Here is an 18,847-nt window from a genome sequence, read left to right as displayed (position 1 = left end):
GCCGGCCCGACCCGGTGCGGACAGGCTGCCATCCGGGCGTATCAGGCCAACGCGCGTCAGATCAGTCCCACCGTCATACAGAACCGGACATAATCGCTGCCACGGTCGAGGACGAGGTGGATCGAGTGGACATCGTGGCGAAGGTCACCGGCGCCCTGTGGGACGCAGCAGGGCGCGTGGTGGACCTGTGGTGGCGTCTGGCGTCCGGGCATGCCGCCCTGGGCTGGATCGGCGTGGTTCTGGCCAGCTGCGCGGCGCTCAGCATCGCGGGGCATCTGGACCGGCGGATCGAACGGGGACGTTTCCACATCACCCTCAGGCTGCATGGTTACCGCAGCCACGGCGAGTACGTCGGCGGCCCGGAGTGGAAGGCCAGGCGGCGGCGATGGCTTTCCGAAACCGGCAAGCGTCCCTGTCACATCTGCGGGAAACCATGGCGGGACGGCCCGTCCGGCGTCGGTTACCACGCACACCACGTCGATTATTTCCGGGCCGGGTCGGGTCACGAGTCCAACCGCGACCTGGTCCCCATCTGTCATGAATGCCACACCCTCGTCCACAAGGTCGACCGTTACCGGGGACCGTTCGGAACCCGTGCGCTGGGGTTGTCACTGCGCCGCTGTACCGGTCTGGTCCGTGCCGCCTACTGGCCGGTCCGGGCGCTACGCGGTGACGCCGGGATCGTGTACGGCCCCACGCCCCGCCGGGCGTCCCGCCGGCCACGACAGCGCCAGGGGATCCGACCCGCCGAGGTACATCCCCTGGGAGGCTCCGACCACCACCGTGCGGGCGACCACCGTGCGGGCGACCACCGTGCGGGCGACGTTGACCCCCACCGTCACCAGACGGGCACCGGCAGGCCCTGAACCGGGGATGCGGTCCGTCCACTACGCTGGTTGTAGCGGACGGCGTTGACGGGACGAGTAGCGGCGGGCGCAGCCAGGACGGCCGGTGACGGGCGTCGAGCGAGCCGGGGACGGTGCAAGCCCGGTGGCCAGCGCGTCGTGAACATCACCCCGAGCTGCCGGGAGAACAGGGTCGTACAAGCCCCCAGTAGATCCGGCACCGCGCGTGAAGAGAGGTCGTCCAGGTGACCGCGAGCCGGCATCCTGGAAGGCAAGGAGGGTGGTACCGCGGTGCCACCGCGCCCCGGCGACGGCCGGGAACCGCGGGGTGTCGTCCCTCCGTTGGAGCTTGATCCCCGACGGAGACCCTCATGTCAGCCAACGAAACACCAGCCAACGAAACGCCGGTCAACGAAACGCCGGTCAGCCGGACGCCGGCCTTCCCGCCGCTGCCGACCCAGGTCGACCTACCCGCTCTGGAACATGAGGTCCTCCAGCGCTGGACGGACCTGAAGGTCTTCCAGCGCTCCCTGGACGCGACCGCCGACGGGCCGCGCTGGGTCTTCTACGAGGGTCCGCCGACCGCGAACGGCAAGCCTGGCGCCCATCACGTCGAGGCCCGGGTCTTCAAGGATCTGTTCCCCCGCTACCGGACGATGCGGGGCTTCCACGTCCCGCGCCGCGCCGGCTGGGACTGCCACGGCCTGCCCGTCGAGCTCGCCGTGGAAAAGGAGCTGGGTTTCACCAGCAAGAACGACATCGAGGACTTCGGCATCGCCGAGTTCAACGCCCGCTGCCGCGAGTCCGTGCTGCGCCACGTCGCGGACTTCTCCCGGATGACCGAGCGGATGGGCTACTGGTGCGATCTGGACGACGCCTACCGCACCATGGACACCCCCTACATCGAAAGCGTCTGGTGGTCCCTCAAGCAGATCTTCGACAAGGGGCTGCTCGTCGAGGACCACCGGGTCACCCCGTACTGCCCCCGAGACGAGACACCCCTGTCCGACCACGAGGTCTCCCAGGGCTACGCCGACGTGGTCGACCCCTCGGTGTACGTCCGGTTCCCGGTGACGTCTGGCCCGCTCGCGCAGGCCGGGGTGAACCTGCTCGTCTGGACGACCACCCCGTGGACGCTGGTGTCCAACACCGCGGTCGCGGTGCATCCGGATGTCACCTACGTGGTCGCCCGGACCGGCGCCGGCGGGCGTGACGGCGAGCTGGTGCTGGTGGCCGAGCCCCTGCTCGCGTCCGCGGTGGGACCGGACGCCGAGGTGGTTCAGACGATCCGCGGGACCGATCTCGCCGGTGTGACCTACGCCCGGCCGTTCGAGCTGCTGCCCGTGGCGGAGTTCACGAACCCGGCCACCGGGCGACCGACGGGCGCGACGACGACCGCGGCCACCGGGCGACCGACGGGCGCGGGGACGGGCGCGACGACGACCGCGGTCGCGCACTCGGTGGTGCTCGCCGACTACGTCACCACGACCGACGGCACCGGTCTGGTCCATCAGGCTCCGGCCTTCGGCGCGGAGGACCTCGCTGTCGCCCGGGCGTACGGGCTGCCCGTGGTCAACCCGGTGGGCCGCGACGGCCGGTTCCTCGCCGGCACCCCGATGGTCGGCGGGTTGTTCTTCAAGGACGCGGACGCGACCCTCGTCGACGATCTGCGTTCCCGCGGGGTGCTGTGGCGGGCCGAGGCCTACACCCACAGCTACCCGCACTGCTGGCGCTGTCACACACCGCTGATCTACTACCCGCTGCCGTCCTGGTACATCCGGACGACCGCGGTCGCGGACCGGCTGATGGAGGAGAACGAACGCACCGACTGGCACCCGGGACGGATCAAGCACGGCCGTTACGGCGAGTGGCTGCGAGGCAACGTCGACTGGGCGCTGTCGCGCAACCGCTACTGGGGTACGCCGCTGCCGGTCTGGCGTTGCACCGCCGACCCGGCCCACCTCACCTGTGTCGGGTCGTTGCTGGAGCTGTCATCCCTGGCCGGGCGGGATCTGTCCGCCCTCGACCCGCACCGGCCGTTCGTCGACGAGGTGACGATCCCCTGCCCGACGTGTGCGGCGGTGGCCCGGCGCGTCCCCGAAGTGATCGACGTCTGGTACGACAGTGGGGCGATGCCGTTCGCCCAGTGGGGTGCGCCGCACCGCAACCAGGCGCAGTTCGAGGCCCAGTACCCGGCGCAGTACATCTGTGAGGCCATCGACCAGACCCGTGGCTGGTTCTACACGCTGATGGCCGTCGGCACGCTGGTGTTCGACCGCTCCGCCTACGAGACCGTGCTGTGCCTGGGCCTTCTCCTCGACACCGAGGGCCGCAAGATGAGCAAGCATCTCGGTAACGTCCTCGACCCTCATCAGCTGTTCGAACAGCACGGCGCGGACGCGGTGCGCTGGCTGATGCTTGCCGCCGGCTCACCGTGGGCGGACCGTCGGGTCGGCCACGAGGCGCTCGAGGACATCGTCCGCAAGGTCCTGCTGACCTACTGGAACACCGCGTCGTTCTTCGTCCTCTACGCCAATGCCGGCGGCTGGACACCGGGAAGCGCGCCCGGGTCCGAACCGTCGGAGCGGCCCGTGCTCGACCGGTGGGCGCTGTCCGAGCTGCATTCGACCATCTGTGAGGTCACCGAGGCGCTGGACACGTTCGACTCGCTGCGTGCCGGCCGCCGTCTCACCCGCTTCGTCGACGACCTGTCCAACTGGTATGTGCGCCGCTCTCGGCGGCGGTTCTGGGAGGCCGACCCGGACGCTCTGGACACCCTCTACACCTGCCTGGACGGCGTGACCCGGCTGATGGCTCCATTCATCCCGTTCCTCACCGACGCGCTGTGGTCGAAGCTGGTCGTCGGCGTCCGACCGGGCGCCCCGGACTCGGTCCATCTGGCCGACTGGCCGCAGGCGTCGGCGGATCTCGTGGACGCGCGGCTCGCCGGCCGGATGGACCTGGTCCGCCGCGTCGTCGAGCTCGGCCGGGCCGCCCGGGCGAGCAGCGGCGTGCGGACCCGCCAGCCGTTGGCGCGCGCCGTCGTGGCCGCGCCCGAGTTCGCCGGCCTCCCCGCGGACCTGCGTGCGCAGATCGCCGACGAGCTCAACGTCATCACGGTCGAGGCCGCTGCCGCGGACGTGGTCGACGTGACCGTGAAGCCGAACTTCCGGGCGCTGGGCCGCCGGTTCGGCAAGCGGACCCCGGCCATCGCGGCCGCCGTCGGTGTCGCCGCGGCCGCCGGCCCACCCGTCGACGGCCGCCTCACGGTCGAGGTGGACGGCGAACGGATCGACCTCGGCGAGGATGATCTCATCATCGCCGAGACCCCGCGGGAGGGATGGGCCGTGACCTCGGAGTCAGGTCTGTCCGTGGCCCTAGACCTGGAGATCACGCCTGCACTCGCCCGCGCGGGCATCGCCCGCGACGTCGTACGGGTGCTCCAGGAGGCCCGTAAGACCTCCGGCCTGGACATCACCGACCGGGTCGACGTCCGGTGGTCGGCGGACGCTCCCGACACCGCCGAGGCGTTGCGGGAACACGGCGCGGCCGTGGCGGGCGAAGTCCTCGCCGTGACCTTCGCCGAGGGCCCCGCAACCGAGAGCCCCGCAACCGAGAGCCCCGCAACCGAGAGCCCCGCAACCGAGAGCCCCGCAACCGAGGGCATGGCTACGGGGTACGGGCACACCGCGCCGGATCTCGGGTTGACGTTCTGGCTCGGCCGGGCCACCGTGACCGGCTGACACCGGTAACGGTGCGGCGTCCACCACAGGGCAGGTCCTCAGGACCGGTTCTGTGGTGGACGCCGGGAACGTCTGTGTACTCCGAGGGGCAACAGCACCGCCGCGACCAGGCTGGTGATGATGGCGGCATAGATGAAACCGGTGCCGCCGGCCACCCCCATCAGGAGCAGCACGGCGGAGACCAGCACGAGGACACCACTGAGAACGATCACAGCCGAGTAATCCCGATGTCAACCGCCCCGGGGGTCAGGGGTACGGGGGCAGGGATGGGCACGGGAACGCCCTCGAGCGTCTACCGGTCAGCCCTTCAGAAGTCCTGGATTCCGGGGACGTCCCGCCGGGCCGGTTCCAGCTCGGGGCCGCGGACCCCGCCGTTCTCGCTTCCCCGCGCCATCGCTCCCGCGGGCAGCGGGGAACCCTGCGGGAACGCGGACGTGGCGACCGGGCCGGGACCCTGCTGGGAACCGGCGGCGATCCCAGCCGGAGGCTGCGGGGACCCGGTGCCCGGGTTGAGCGTCGGACGCGGGGGGCCGCCGGCACCGACGGCCGGCTGCGTCGGCATCCCATCAAGATCGCGTAGCTGCATCTCGAGGTAGGCGCGCAACCGGGTACGGTACTCACGCTCGAAGGCACGCAACTGCTCGACCTGGCCTTCCAGGCGGCGCTTGTCATCCTCCAGACCACCGAGCTGCTCGGCAACGTGTGCCCGGGCTTCACCGATGATGCGGTCCGCGTCGGAGCGGGCTTCGCGCCGCGCTCGCTCGGACTCGTTGCGGGCCTCCCGCAGCGCCTCGTCGGCGGTGCGCTGTGCCAGCACGAGTGTCCGGGCGACGCGCTGTTCGATCTCGGCGTCCAGCTGGGTGTTGCCGGTGCGGGCCGGGACCTGGCCGGCAGGCTGTACCGCCGGCATCGCCGCGGTCGCGGCTGTCGGTTGCGCAGTGGAACGCTCACGGGCTGCGGCCTGTGCGGCCTGGGTCGCCTGAGCCGCCTGGGCCGCCTGGGCCTGAGCCTGGGCGACCTGGCGCCGCGCCTCCTCCAGCTGCCTGCGTAGCTGCTGGTTCTCCTCAAGCACCTGCGCGGGTACGCCTGGCCCACCGCCACCGGCGCGGCGGGCCTCGTCAAGCTGTCGGCGCAGATCGGTGATCTCGTCGAGCAGCCTGGTGAGTTCGCTCTCGACATCATCGAGGAAGGAGTCGACCTCGTCCTCGTTGTAGCCGGTGCGAAACCGGGTCGGGCTGAAGACCTTGTTCTGTACGTCCTGCGGCGTCAGAGCCACGTCGCCTCCTCATGATGCGGCATCGCCGCTCCCCCGGGGAGGGCGGTCCAGCGGCGGGCTGCCGCTCGCGTTCGCCGTGTTTGCGACTTCGTCACAGCCCATCCGCGAGTCCCCGCAAGACCCAGATCAAAATTAAGATCAATAAAAAACCCAGGTCAAACGCAACGCTACCCACCCGCAGGGGAGGGATGAACCGCCGCACGAATCTCAACGGAGGGTCGGTGACTGTGTACACGGACTCAAAGAGTAGTACCAGGACTCCGGTCGGCCGGAAGGTGTGGCTCAGAGCTAGCACCAGATCCATCGCCCAGCGTGCAATCAGCAACAGGAAGTAGACCAGCAGGAGCGCGGAGATCACATCACCCAGTGTGCTGATGGTGAGCTCTCCTGTACCTGTGGGGACCCGGGTCCGGTGGTGACTGCAATAGCATCATGACTGGTTGTAGAAGCCACCCTCACGAATCCGCCGCTTGTCGGTCTCGGTGACCTCGACGTTGTGCGGCGAGAGCAGGAACACCTTGTTGGTGACCTTCTCGATCGACCCGCGCAGCCCGAAGACCAAGCCCGCGGCGAAGTCGACCAGCCGCTTGGCGTCGACGTCATCCATCTCAGTCAGGTTCATGATAACCGGCGTACCGTCACGGAACTCCTCCCCTATCTGGCGCGCCTCGTTGTAGCTGCGCGGCTGCAGGGTGGTGATCCGATACGGCGACGGCTCCTCGGCCGCCGCCGGCCGGCGCATCGGCACCGGACCGGCCGGGCGGAGCTGTTCCACCGGGGGGCGTCGCGACATCGGAGCCGGCTCCTCACGTGCATCGATACGACGAACCGACCGCTCCACGGGTATGGGCTCACGCATCTCACGCCGGTCGTCACGACCAGCGTCCTCGTAGTCGTCCTCGAGGTAGTCTTCGTCCTCCTCGGCCAGACCGAGGTAGACCATCGCCCTGCGCGCGACACCCATGGGCGCGACTCTAAGGGACACCACGCCGTTGACCGAACAAAGCCGTCCCGATGCGAAGGTGTGTCGCGCCTTCGGCCACCGCATCCTCAAGGTCCCCGGACATACCGGCACTGATCGCCGAAGCATCCGGGTGCCCTTGTCGAAGCACGTCCGAAACCTCACGCAACCTCGCGAAGGCGGGACGAGCCGGCGCATCCCGCGGCGCGACACCCATCACCCCGGCAAGGACGAGGCCCCCGCTGCCTGCGACGAGATCGCCGAGGGCGGGGATGTCGGCCGGCAACGCGCCACCCCGCCCGGTGCCCGACCCCGCAGGGTCGAGGGACACCTGCAGGCACACCGCCAGCTGACGGCCGTTCACAGCCGCCGCGCGGGCCAGCGCCGTGACGACCGGCGCCCGGTCGACCGATTGGACCCAGTCCGCCCACCGGGCCACCGACGCGGCCTTGTTGCGCTGGAGTCGGCCGACGAAATGCCAGCAGGGCACGGATACCGGCGAAGCCTCCGCGTCCTGCCGGCCCACCCGGCCGGCATCGGCCCGGCCTGGCGGCCACACCAACGAAACCTCGGCGTCAAATAAGGATTTCGTCACGTCCACCACCTTCGGACGAGCTTCCTGGTCCCGGTTCTCCGCGAAGTGGGTGACGCCCAGCGCGTCGAGGATCACGACGTCCGCCGCCGGCCAGGTCTTGCTCACCGCGACGAGGGTGAGCTCACCGACCGGCCGACCGGCCGCGCCAGCCGCGGCGGCGATCCGGTCGCGGACGTCGGCGAGGTTGAGTCGCAGCTCCTCGCGCCGGCCGGCGGATGCCGCGTGTCCCGTGCCGGACGCGATCACATCCGGTTCCACACGACGATCAGGACGGCCGTGGCCGATGGACGACGGCCCCGTCTCTCACTTGAGGAAGTCGGGGACGTCGAGCTCGTCGTCATCGTCGGCGATCGGCCGAACCGGACGCCGCGGCGCCGGGTAACTCGGCCGCGGCCCCTCTCGCGCTTCCCGATAGGGCGGATAGCCCTGGTCGGAGTCTGCCTCGGCACCGTCTCGTCGGGACCCCGACCGTCCGTCATGGTCGTAGTCCCGGTCGTCGGGGACATCCGCCACGTGCCCGGGCGCGGACGTCCGCGGGTGGGTCGACTGGGAGGAGGAAAAGGTCGACGACGGGTTGTAGGTGGGCTGTGATGAGTAGGTCGACGTCGGGGTCGCCTGAGGTGACGACGAAGGGGTGTGCGTGGATGCGGCCGCCGTGGCGGGCACCGGCCGGGTCTGCGGCGTCGACGGCGCGAAGGTCGGTGTGGGCGTGGCCGGGGTCGACGGTGTCGAGATGGCGGCCGAGGTCCCGGGCGGGGTGGACCCCGGCCCGCCGCCGGGTGTCCCCGGCGCCGTGGTCCCGGGTCCGGTCGGCTGGCCGTTGCCGGGCCGCCGGGTGCTCGCCAGACCGCGGGTTCGGCGGTCCTGGACGGTGTCGAAGCCCGCGGCGATGACTGTCACCCGGACCTCGTCACCGAGCGCATCGTCGATCACCGCACCGAAAATGATGTTGGCTTCCGGATGGGCCGCGTCCGCGACCAGTTCGGCGGCGGCGTTGATCTCGAAGAGTCCGAGATCGGACCCGCCGGAGATATTCAGCAGCACGCCCTGGGCGCCGTCCATGCTCGCCTCCAGGAGCGGCGAGGCGATGGCCTGTTCGGCCGCGACGATGGCGCGGTCGTCCCCGCGGGCACGCCCGATACCCATCAGGGCGCTGCCCGCGTGTGACATCACGGTCTTGACGTCGGCGAAGTCGAGGTTGATCAGACCGGGGGTGGTGATGAGGTCGGTGATGCCCTGCACACCGGACAACAGCACCTGGTCGGCGCTGCGGAACGCGTCCAGCACACTGATGTCACGGTCCGTCATCGCCAGGAGCCGGTCGTTCGGGATGACGATGAGGGTGTCGACCTCGTTGCGCAGGGCGTCGATGCCGGAGTCCGCCTGGGTCGCCCGGCGCCGTCCCTCGAAGGTGAACGGGCGGGTGACGACACCGATCGTGAGCGCCCCCAGCGACCGGGCGACGTTGGCCACGACCGGCGCGCCGCCGGTGCCCGTGCCACCGCCTTCCCCCGCGGTGACGAACACCATGTCGGCGCCCTTGAGGACTTCCTCTATCTCCTCGCGGTGATCCTCCGCCGCCTGGCGACCGACCTCCGGGTCGGCACCCGCACCGAGCCCGCGGGTGAGTTCCCGGCCGACGTCGAGTTTGACGTCGGCGTCGCTCATCAGGAGCGCCTGGGCGTCGGTGTTGATGGCGATGAACTCGACGCCCTTGAGGCCGACCTCGATCATGCGGTTGACGGCGTTCACGCCGCCACCGCCGATCCCGACGACTTTGATCACCGCCAGGTAGTTCTGAGGAGCTGCCATGCGGTGTCGGTCCTCCAGCGGCGTCGGTGGGCGGACGGGGGCGTGCCCCAGCCGGCCGGTGCAGCGAGGAAGGCGGCGCCGAATGGATGGAGCGGGGACCGGCCGGCAAGCCTCAACCTTCACCGTCAGCTAGACGGTTAATGTTATGTCAACTTCCAAGCCGTGGTCCGGACAGTAGGGACGACCAACGCGAGGGTCAAGGATGCGCCCGGCGCGTCACGCCACGCCTTGCGCGTCCCCTCGCTCACATCATCGCGCATGCTGGGCACCAGCGCCGCCCCCACCCATCCGACAGGTATGATGCACGGTTGATCAACGTCGGGTGACACCGGACGACCCCGGAACATGATCCCGACACGCGGCGTCGACGCGACGGAAGATCCGTGGTCGGAGGAGACCACGATCAGACAATGCCCTCGACAACCAAAAGTGGCGATCCGATTACCGATATGGAAGAAATTCGAACGACTTCCATTCATTCGTATACAAACGGCAACGCCCGGTGCCCACCTCGACCATCCCACCGGAGTCGGGCCGGTCGTTACCTGCATGTTCCCGACAGATGTTTTGATATCCCTGGACGGGCTTGGCATCACCGGGTTTCGCCCACGCATGTCGACCAGGCACAGAACAGCTCGACCAGGCCAGGAACGACACCCTCATGATCTTCTTGTGCCGCCGGCAACCCCGAGGAAGCGAAGCGGGCCGAATACGGCACGATGACAGGTCTGCGCACCGCCGGAGGCCCAGGAAACCCAGGGGGGACGTGAAGTGGCTGGTACCAGCGCCTCCGGATCAGCCGACCAGCCGCATGCCATGGACGAGATCGCTACGCAACCCGGTCGACGGATACGACTGGTGGCCCGTTCCCGGAAAGCCGACGCGGACGAGCAGCAGGCCGTCTCCTTCGCCGACCCGGAGTCCGCGGGCACCGTGACGGTGCTGTTCACCGACATCGAGGGTTCGACCCGGCTTGTCCGTAAGTACGGCGAGCTCTACGGGACGATCCTGGCCGAATGCCAACACCTGCAGCGTCACGCCTTCGAAGCGGTCGGCGGCCGGGAGATCGACACCCAGGGCGATTCGTTCTTCGTCATGTTCCGCACGTCGAAGGACGCGGTGGCGGCTGCCGTCGCGGCCCAGCAGGCGCTTGCGGCGCACCCCTGGCCGCCCGGCGCTCGGGTTCGCGTCCGAATGGGAATCCACACCACCGAACCGACCGCGTGGACCGGCCGTTTCATCGGGCTCGGTATACACCGGGCAGCCCGCCTGTGCTCGGCCGGGCACGGCGGCCAGGTACTGCTGTCGGAAACCACACACTCGCTCGTCGAGGACGGCCTGGCCGCCGGCTTCGACGTGCGCTACCTGGGCGAGCACTGGCTGAAGGACTTCGACCGGGCCGAACGGATCTGGCAGCTGGTAGTGCCCGGCCTGGCCGACACGTTTCCCCCGCTGCGAACCCCCGACTCCTCGATGCCGACCGGTCCGGCCACCGGTCCGTCCGGTTCGGATGGTTCGGATGGTTCGGATGGCATCGAGCATCCGGACGGCTCCCCCCTCGGATGGCTGCACACCATGGCGGGCACCGCCTTTGTCGGCCGCGTGTCGGAACTGCGGGTCCTGCGGGAGGCGTGGGACCGCGCCCGCTCGGGACACCGGGTACTCGCGCTGATCAGCGGGGAGCCCGGCATCGGAAAGACGACCCTGGCTGCGCAGGTGGCGAGGACGGCGCGCGGCGACGGGGGGCTCGTCCTGCACGGCCGCTGGGACGAGGAGGTCCTCGCCCCCTACCAGGCCTACCGGGAGGCGTTGGGTGAGTACTCCCGCACCTGCCCGAGGCCCGTGCTGCGTGCCGAGCTGCGCGGGCACGCCGACGAGATCTCCCGGTTGTTCCCCGAGGTCGCCGAGCGCATCGGCGTGGTCGGCGCCCCCCTGCCCGGCAACCCCGAGGCCGAACGGTATCGCCTGTTCGAAGCCCTGGACGGCTGGCTGCGCGCGATGGCCTCCCGGCGCCCCGTGCTCATCGTCCTCGACGACCTGCAGTGGGCGGACCGCTCCTCGCTGCTTCTGCTGGCGCATCTGATGCGGATGCCGCGGGCAACCCCCCTGCTCGTCGTGGCCACCTATCGCAGTACCGGCCATGCAGAGCTGGGCTCCTTCCTGCCAACGCTCACCCGCGACACCGAGTGCCGCCGGGTCCAGCTGAGCGGCCTCGACGCCGCGCAGACCGCGACGCTGCTCGGTCGGGTCACCGGCGGGAAGCTTGCCGAACCAGGCGTCCAGCTGGCCCGCGAACTGCAGGCGGACACGGCGGGCAACCCGTTCTTCCTCACGGAGATGATGCGCCATCTCGTGGACATCGGTGCCTTCTCGCCGGATTCCACCGACAGGCCTGCCGGCCACCTGGCCGTGGAGATCCCCGAGACCGTGCGGGACCTGGTGCGCTGGCGGCTGGGCCGGCTGTCCCCCGAATGCCCCACCGCGCTCGCTGCGGCGTCGGTGATCGGCCACGAGTTCGACATCGACGTCCTCGCGACCGCAGCCGTGATCGATGACGTTCGCCTGCTCGACCTGCTCGACGAGGCCGTGGATGCCGGCCTGGTACACGAGGCATGTGACGTACCGGCGCGGTACCTGTTCGCCCACTCGGTCGTGCGCCGGGTCCTGCATGACGACCTGGGTCGTACCCGCACCGCCCGGCTGCACCGGCGGATCGCGGACGCGCTGGCGACGCGTCCGGGCACCAGCCCGGCCGAACGTGCCCACCACTACTGGGCGTGCGCCGACGCCGCTGTCGCGGACAAGGTAATCCACTACTCGCGGCTCGCCGGCGAGCGTGCGCTGGAGGAGGCGGCCTTCGACAGCGCGGTACTGCACTACCGCCGGGCGCTGGAGGCGGCGGACCGCCACAGCGGCGAACCGGTGCTGCGCTGCGAGCTGCTTCTCGCCCTCGGTGATGCCCATGGCCGGGCCGGGGAGTACCCGGCGCGGGACGCGTGTTTCGTGCAGGCGGCGACCGTAGCCCGCGATGCCCGCGCGGACAGGCAGTTCATCCGCGCCGCCATCGGCTACGGGGGCGTCCTACCGGCGGCGCTGAGCCCGGACCCGCGGGCACGTGCCCTCCTTGAGGAGACACTCGAACGCCTCGGTGAGGCCGACAGCGCCGCGCGGGCCAGGGTGCTCGGCCGGCTCGCCCACTGGGCGCACCACGAGCGGCCGTACTCCGAGCGGGTCGCCGTCTGCGAGCAGTCGGTGGCGATGGCCCGCCGGGTGGACGACCCGGCGACACTCGCCGCCGTCCTGTGCCACCGTTGCTGGGCTCTGGACGGCCCCCGGGACGTGGACGACCAGCTCACCGCCGCTGCCGAGATCCTGCGGCTCGGCAGGGAGCTGGGTGACCACGAGCTCCTCCTGGAGGGATTACGGGTCAGGATGTCCGCGCGGTTCAGACGCGGTGACTTCGAACTGGCCGCGGATACCGCCGCCACCCTGGCCGATCTCGCCCGGGAACTTCGCCATCCCGAGTTCCTGCGGATGGCGACCATGTGGGACGTGGCGGTGGCCACGCTCGAAGGACGCTACGACCAGGCCCAACTGCTCACCGACGAGCTGCACGCCCGGCTTCGCCAGCTCGGCCATGCACAGACGGACCTCATCGGTGTCGGCCAGGCGATTCCCACCCGGTGGCTGCGGGGCAGCCTCGGCGAGGCTGGGTCGCTCATCGGCGACATCGCCGCCCGACGGTCGGAGATGCAGGTCTGGCCGGCGATGAAGGCATGGGTGAACGCCGAACGGGGCGCGGACGACCAGGTGCGGGAACTCCTGCGGACCCTCTCCCCGGACACCCCGAGCACGCTGGACGAGAACTACCTGTGGTGGGGGACGATCGTCGCGTTCACCCGGGCGGCCACCTCGGTCGGTGACCGGGAGTGGGCGCAGGCCCTCTACGACCTGGCCCTTCCCTTGGCCCGGCACAACGCCACGGTCGGTCTGGCCGGTTTTCTCGGTGCCGTCACCCACCACCTCGGCGCGCTCGCCGCGACGCTCGGCCGGTGGGACACCGCCTGCGCCCATCTGGAGGCGGCGTTACATCGCCACCAGGCCATGGGATCTCGACCGTTCGTCGCCCTCACCCAGGTGGAGTACGCAGGCGTGCTCATGTCGAGAGACCGCGACGGCGACCGGGAACGCGCCGGCGAGCTCCGGGAGGCAGCGCTCGCGACAGCCGCCGAGCTGGGCCTCAAAGCGGTGGAGACGATCGCCGCGCGCACGACCACCGGCTGACGCCCACCCGGCGGTCAGGCCGCACCGTCGGATTCGAAGTGGCCGGTGATGAGCGGGTAGACGTCGCGGTCGGCGTCCCGGCCGATGATTGCGTCAAGGTGGGCGTAACCCGGCAGGAGGCTGCGGCTGTAAAGGTCCGGGCCGTTGGCCTCACGAAGCCAGTGCATGGTCCGCTCGGATCCGTCCGGCAGGAAGATGTAGTTGTCCGTCCCCTGCAGGAAACGGATGGGAAGCCGGAGGAACTCCGGGTTCCTGGTGTACACGTCCCGGCCGGCGTCATCGACGACAAGGCTCCCCCGCATCATCAGCGCAAGGTGCCGCAACGCGGTGACGTTCCCGACGCCGAACATGTCGTTCAGCGCCTCGTGAGTGGCCTGGTTCAGCCGCGCGTGTCGGTGGGTGCAGCCGTAGATGCCGTTGATCCAGCGGCACAGCGCCTGACCGCAGCGTTCGGGTCCGGCCATCGGCAACGCCCGCAACGCCAGGTCGACGGCCACGTTCGGGAGGGTGAACCGACCCGGCCGGACGAGTTTCAGTCCGAGATCACCGAGCGCCTCCCCAACATGCAGCTCGGTCTTGAACCTGTTCAACGGTGATGTGACCGGATGCAGCGGGAACTGCGCACAGACCGCCGAACGGACGTCGGGCAACCTGCCGGTCGCCAACGCCATCAGCAGCGAACCGGAGCCGACGCAGTGCCCGTACGCCTGGACGTCGGCTGCCCCGGTCACCCGCCGGACCTCCGCGACCGCGGTCGGCCAGTCCTCGGTGGCGATGACGTCGAGAGTGAACTGGCTGGCCGACGAGGGCAGGTCGATGGACGCGCGGTAGTCGAACAGCCAGACGTCGTACCCGTGCTCGACGAGGAACTCGGTCAGGTTCGTACGGATCGTGTCGGCCAGGAACGCCCCGGTCGACATACCGAACCCGGATGCCAGCAGGACCGGCCCCCTCGTCCCGCCCTGGTAACGGATGAGACGCAGCCAGCCGTCCGCGCCCACGTCGCTTCCCTCGTGCCAGTGGCTGCCCGCGCCGCACCAGCGGATCTCGGGAGCCGGGAGGCGTAACTGCCTGCGTGGTGGGCTGGCCGGGGAGCGGCCCGGGGCGGCGGGGAAGCGGCGGGCCTCGTCCAGGGGACCGCCGTAGATCCGCAGCAGGTATCCGGCGAACAACTTCGCGACCGCGAGTTCGTATCTGCGGCGGCGGCCGGGGTCCGCAACGCCCCGCACCTCGACCGCGCGCAGCGCCCGCAGGAAGTCACGGCGCTCGACCCGCGCGATTCCCGCGCCGAGTACCTGGCCACCGGCCGTACGCAGGGTCAGGTAGAGGGTTGTCGTGTCGGACCACGCGTCAAACCCGGGACGGTCGTGCAGCGTCTTGAAACCGTCGAGCACGTACCGCTCGCCGTCGTCGGCGACCAGATCCAGCCGATAGCGCACATGCCACGTCTCGACCTGATCGGGGTCGGGGTCGACGAGCACGAACTCGCCGCCTACGACCGTCAGCTCGTCACGCGACAGAAACGGGACCCGCACGCTTCCCGACGGGCGTCCAGGTATGCCGTGGTCACGCAGCAGCGCCTCGAGGTCGTCGAAGCCGATGGTGAGGACCAGTTCGACCGATGTTGCATCGGAGCGGCCGGGAACATCCTCGTGGCCTTCGGACGCGCCGAAGAAACCATGATCGCGCGATCTTTGGCCGGCGGACCATCCCGCCTGAAAGTCGTGATCGGTGACCCGGGTCGACAGGTAACCGGTGAACCGCTCGCGCAACCACAGTGCCGGGCGAGGTAACGGTTCGAGATCAGTCGCCTTCTCCGACGGTGCCGCATTCGACCTGGAGAGAATGCTCATGATCCCCCTCATACCATCACGCCCTCGGCCCGTGCGCCGGTCAGCGCGTCGGTCAGCGCGTCGGAATCCGCTGTCGGCTCCGGCGACAACACCCGGTGCGGACCATCGGCGGTGTTTCCGAACCGTGCATCCGAGCTGCGCCTCGGACGGACCCTTCGGCTTTCGCCGAGCACGTTCCCACAGCGCATCGACCACGTCACTATCAGCTGGCCGACATACCCCGGTCAACCGAGGTCCAGCGGGTCCTCGGCCGCGGTCTGCGGCACGGCCCGCACGGTGAAGGCGACCACTCCCGCCACGCAGAGGCCCCCGGCCCATACCCATGAGGTCGCGGAGCCGGCGGGTTGAAGCGGCCACGCCCACCAGAGGGGTACCGCCCGTCCCCGTATACCGAACACCGGGCAGAGCAGAGCGATGAAGAGCGGGACAACCCAGCTCAGCCCGGCGCCGAAAACCTGCGCCCCGAGATAGGCGAGCCCGATGTAGCCGATCAGGTTACGCAGCACTGCCCAGCCACCGTGGCCATGACCTTCCTGACTCCAGACCATAGCGGGCAGGAAGGCGACGATCGCCACAACGACCAGGGCGAGTCCGTGGCCGAGCCGGACCGCGCGAATTGCGCGTGCGGCCACCTGTTCGAGATCGGCCATGAAACACCGGGTGGTCTGGCCGACGAGGGCAGCGGCAGCGGCCGGTAGTACCAGATCCAGAGGAAGGAGGAACTGATCACCGCCCCGCAGGCTCGGCACGGTCAGCATGACACGTCCCACAACCGCTGCGAGCATGCCCGTCACCAGCAACCATGTGCCGTAACGCGGCAACTGTCGGGAGATGACATAGTGCCGCATCATGGGCCGGACGGTCCGGTAACAGGCTGGTCGCAGGCGCGAACCAGCGGAATATTGTCCCGAATCCAGGATCGCTGCCGGTCCGGGGAGGCACGCAGCAACTCCGCGAACCGCTCCGGGTCAGGTCGGATGTTGTCAGTCACACTCCCTGAACCCTGATAGGTGAGCCAGGCCCCGACCAACAGGTACCGTTCGAAACGCTCCGAATCGAAACGCTGCGAACCACTGGCCAGCATGCAGGCCGGCGGAGGAGTCGGAGCGATCCCGGCAACCAGACCGGTGATCAGGGAGCCCCTGGTCACCGGGACGGTATTGATCACAATCGCGGGAACACCCGCCGGTTCGGTGGGTGTTCCGCCGAGCCCGGCCTCGTTGATGACCGGTGGGAGTGTCGCCACCCCTTGCAGCGCGACGGCGAGCCGACCGGCGACGTCCACCGCGTCGTCCGCCCATTTCGCATGCTCGGGCCACAGGCACACCCGCGGCGCCGATCCCTGACAGTAGCCCGCGGTGGGTGCGCCGCGCGGCGTGAGGTTGTCACCGCCGAACCCGACCACCACCAGCCCCACGGCCGCGAGCCCGGCGATGGGGGCGGTGACCCGCACAACCCGTGCGCGCCCACCACCCCGACCTGCGCCGACGAGCGCCGCGGCACACACCAGGACGGCGCCGGCCAGCAGGACCCGCGCGCCGACAACCACGGGACGGGCCGCCAGAGCCGGCGAGGTCAGTAGCGGGTCGGTGGCCGTCAGCGCAAGCCGCTGCCAGCGCGGAGATGTCGTTGACAGGGCAACCAGCCAGCCGAAGACCGCGAGCCCGCAGATCGGCGCGGTGAAGCGGGACGAAACCAGCCGGCCGGCGCAGTAACCGACTGCCGAGTAGGCCAGCAGCGACACCGCGCCGACGAGGACGTAGGAAAGCCAGATATGGCCGGCCTTCGCCTCGGCGGCGGTTCGCACACCGGCCACGACCGCGCCGAGCAGATAGATGCCGACACCGACACCCGCCACGACCGCCCACTGCACGATCGACGCATGCCGAGCCGGGCGTGGCATGACGGCGTCGAGGATGGCGAAACCCTGCCGCCGCCCACGCCCGGCCACCCACGCCGCACACGCGGCAAGCGCAGGGGCCAGCACCAGGACGGGGAACGCGATCGCGAGACTGGTCGCGTGCCAGTCGCCCGCCCAGTAGCGGCTGTCCCTGGTGGCCAGCAACATGCCCAGGTCGAACGCGAGCAGCCACGGAGCGAACAGCAGCACGGGGCTGCGTCGAAGCTCGATGGCGAGCACACGCTTCACCCGACGCCCCGAGCCCCGGCGAGAATCGTCATATAACCGCGTTCCAGGGGGCTGTCCCCCGCCGTCTCGGTGGATCCCCGTGTGACGATCTCTGCCGGAGATCCCTGAAAGACCGCCCGGCCGTCGTGGACGATGACGACATCGTCACATGCCGCGGCCACGTCCTCGACGAGATGCGTGGCGACGACGACGACACCACGCTCACCGAAGCGCCGCAGCAGCACCCGGAAGTCGACCCGCTGCTCGGGATCAAGACCGGTCGTCGGCTCGTCCAGCACCAGCAGCTCCGGACGGTTCACGATCGCCTGGGCGATTCCGGCCCGGCGCAACATACCGCCCGACAACCGGCCCATCCGCGTCCCGGCGGAACCCGACAGGCCCACGGCATCGACCGCGTCCCGTGCCTGCTCCCGGACCCGGCCGGGCGGCACCTCACGTAGCCACGCGACGTACTCGACGAACTCAAGCACTGTGAAGCCCGGAAAGTAGCCGAAGGTCTGTGGGAGGAACCCCATGCGCCGCCTCAACGCACGCAGCTCACGCCGGTTTCGTGGGTCGACACCAAGCAGTGTCAGGGCACCCTGCTGCGGCAGGCTGCTGGTGGCAAGCACCCGCAGCAGCGTGGTCTTGCCGGCTCCGTTCGGGCCGAGCAGACCGAGCACACCCGGCCCGACCTCGAGACTGAAGGAGGAAAGCACCTTCCTGTCTCGATATCCGTACTCGAGCCCACGGACACGGATACCTGCCGCGACCGCCGACACGGCGGTCATGAGACGCCTGGGCGAGACGGCCGGTTCCGGCGGTGCGGGTCAATGCCAGCTCGACCGCACCGCCGGAACCGGACAGCATTCTCGTGCGACCTCGTCAGCGAGTCTCGATGATTGCCCCGCGAATACCCCACGGGCACTGGCCCGTCCACAGGTACCACGAACCCGAACCGACCCACGGCGAATACAGATCGGGAGCGTACGAACAGTCCGCCCGGACACGAACCTGACCGCTGTAGACCGTGCAGTTCGCATAGGCTCTGCCGGACGACGTCCACGAACTGCAGTTGACGGACGCGGCCTGCGCCGGAGCCGCCGCGAACGGAATGGCGACGAGCGCCAGCCCCGAGATCGCCGCCCCAATTGCAGATCTTCGAAACCGTCCCATCTGATGTCCCTTCGATGATGCGGTACAACCGGACATCAGGAGCACAACACAGAACGGCGGCAATTCTCCACAGAGTAGACCAATATCGGTCCAATCTCCGACCAGGAACCGACCGCCGACCGTTCACGTGTCGCGAGCAGCGGTCTCCGGCCGCTGTCGCCACGATATCCGAGA

General features: G+C 69.7%; 13 protein-coding genes. 3 read left to right on the top strand and 10 right to left on the bottom strand.

Going from position 1 to position 18,847, the window contains the following annotated elements; genetic code table 11:
• Positions 1-125: 125 nt before the first annotated feature.
• Positions 126-866, top strand: a complete 741-nt coding sequence (locus NBW77_RS11590) for a hypothetical protein (RefSeq protein WP_131747392.1) — start codon at positions 126-128, stop codon at positions 864-866.
• A gap of 350 nt (positions 867-1,216) precedes the next feature.
• Complete coding sequence (gene ileS / locus NBW77_RS11585; RefSeq protein ID WP_131747393.1) at positions 1,217-4,588, top strand: isoleucine--tRNA ligase; 3,372 nt, start codon at positions 1,217-1,219, stop codon at positions 4,586-4,588.
• Between the two features lie 38 nt (positions 4,589-4,626).
• On the opposite strand, the gene NBW77_RS11580 is transcribed toward ileS, so the two are convergent.
• From NBW77_RS11580 to ftsZ, 6 genes are all read right to left on the bottom strand, one after another.
• Positions 4,627-4,800 (bottom strand): hypothetical protein, encoded by a 174-nt coding sequence (locus NBW77_RS11580; RefSeq protein ID WP_165486192.1) that lies wholly within the window; start codon positions 4,798-4,800, stop codon positions 4,627-4,629.
• A 95-nt stretch (positions 4,801-4,895) separates the two neighbouring features.
• Positions 4,896-5,864, bottom strand: a complete 969-nt coding sequence (locus NBW77_RS11575) for a DivIVA domain-containing protein (protein WP_131747394.1) — start codon at positions 5,862-5,864, stop codon at positions 4,896-4,898.
• A 91-nt stretch (positions 5,865-5,955) separates the two neighbouring features.
• Complete coding sequence (locus NBW77_RS11570; RefSeq protein WP_502799469.1) at positions 5,956-6,231, bottom strand: YggT family protein; 276 nt, start codon at positions 6,229-6,231, stop codon at positions 5,956-5,958.
• A 63-nt stretch (positions 6,232-6,294) separates the two neighbouring features.
• Complete coding sequence (locus NBW77_RS11565; RefSeq protein WP_131747401.1) at positions 6,295-6,828, bottom strand: cell division protein SepF; 534 nt, start codon at positions 6,826-6,828, stop codon at positions 6,295-6,297.
• Between the two features lie 10 nt (positions 6,829-6,838).
• A complete protein-coding gene (locus NBW77_RS11560; RefSeq protein ID WP_250279682.1) occupies positions 6,839-7,678 on the bottom strand; it encodes a YggS family pyridoxal phosphate enzyme in 840 nt (279 codons plus the stop codon).
• A 45-nt stretch (positions 7,679-7,723) separates the two neighbouring features.
• Positions 7,724-9,232 carry a cell division protein FtsZ gene (gene ftsZ, locus NBW77_RS11555; protein WP_250279681.1) on the bottom strand — a complete coding sequence of 503 codons (1,509 nt, stop codon included), beginning with the start codon at positions 9,230-9,232 and terminating at the stop codon, positions 7,724-7,726.
• 771 nt (positions 9,233-10,003) lie between these two features.
• Here ftsZ and NBW77_RS11550 point away from each other — a divergent pair.
• Positions 10,004-13,516 carry an ATP-binding protein gene (locus NBW77_RS11550; protein ID WP_250279680.1) on the top strand — a complete coding sequence of 1,171 codons (3,513 nt, stop codon included), beginning with the start codon at positions 10,004-10,006 and terminating at the stop codon, positions 13,514-13,516.
• 14 nt (positions 13,517-13,530) lie between these two features.
• On the opposite strand, the gene NBW77_RS11545 is transcribed toward NBW77_RS11550, so the two are convergent.
• The 4 genes from NBW77_RS11545 to NBW77_RS11530 all read right to left on the bottom strand — a co-directional run bounded on the left by NBW77_RS11545 (position 13,531) and on the right by NBW77_RS11530 (position 18,288).
• Complete coding sequence (locus NBW77_RS11545) at positions 13,531-15,369, bottom strand: hypothetical protein (RefSeq protein ID WP_131747398.1); 1,839 nt, start codon at positions 15,367-15,369, stop codon at positions 13,531-13,533.
• A gap of 224 nt (positions 15,370-15,593) precedes the next feature.
• The gene (locus NBW77_RS11540) at positions 15,594-16,220 is read right to left on the bottom strand and encodes a hypothetical protein (protein WP_131747399.1); all 627 of its coding nucleotides are present in this window, start codon (positions 16,218-16,220) and stop codon (positions 15,594-15,596) included.
• Positions 16,217-17,518: a DUF7224 domain-containing protein gene (locus NBW77_RS11535; protein WP_250279679.1), complete on the bottom strand. Its 1,302-nt coding sequence runs from the start codon at positions 17,516-17,518 to the stop codon at positions 16,217-16,219. The genes NBW77_RS11540 and NBW77_RS11535 overlap by 4 nt, the downstream gene beginning before the upstream one ends.
• The gene (locus NBW77_RS11530) at positions 17,515-18,288 is read right to left on the bottom strand and encodes an ATP-binding cassette domain-containing protein (RefSeq protein ID WP_250279678.1); all 774 of its coding nucleotides are present in this window, start codon (positions 18,286-18,288) and stop codon (positions 17,515-17,517) included. The genes NBW77_RS11535 and NBW77_RS11530 overlap by 4 nt, the downstream gene beginning before the upstream one ends.
• Between the last annotated feature and the right edge of the window lie 559 nt (positions 18,289-18,847).

The organism is Frankia sp. Cppng1_Ct_nod (assembly GCF_920656135.1).
Classification (GTDB): Bacteria; Actinomycetota; Actinomycetes; order Frankiales; family Frankiaceae; genus Protofrankia; species Protofrankia meridionalis.
The sequence above is the reverse complement of the archived record's forward strand: the minus strand, read 5'-3'. Positions and strand labels throughout refer to the sequence as shown.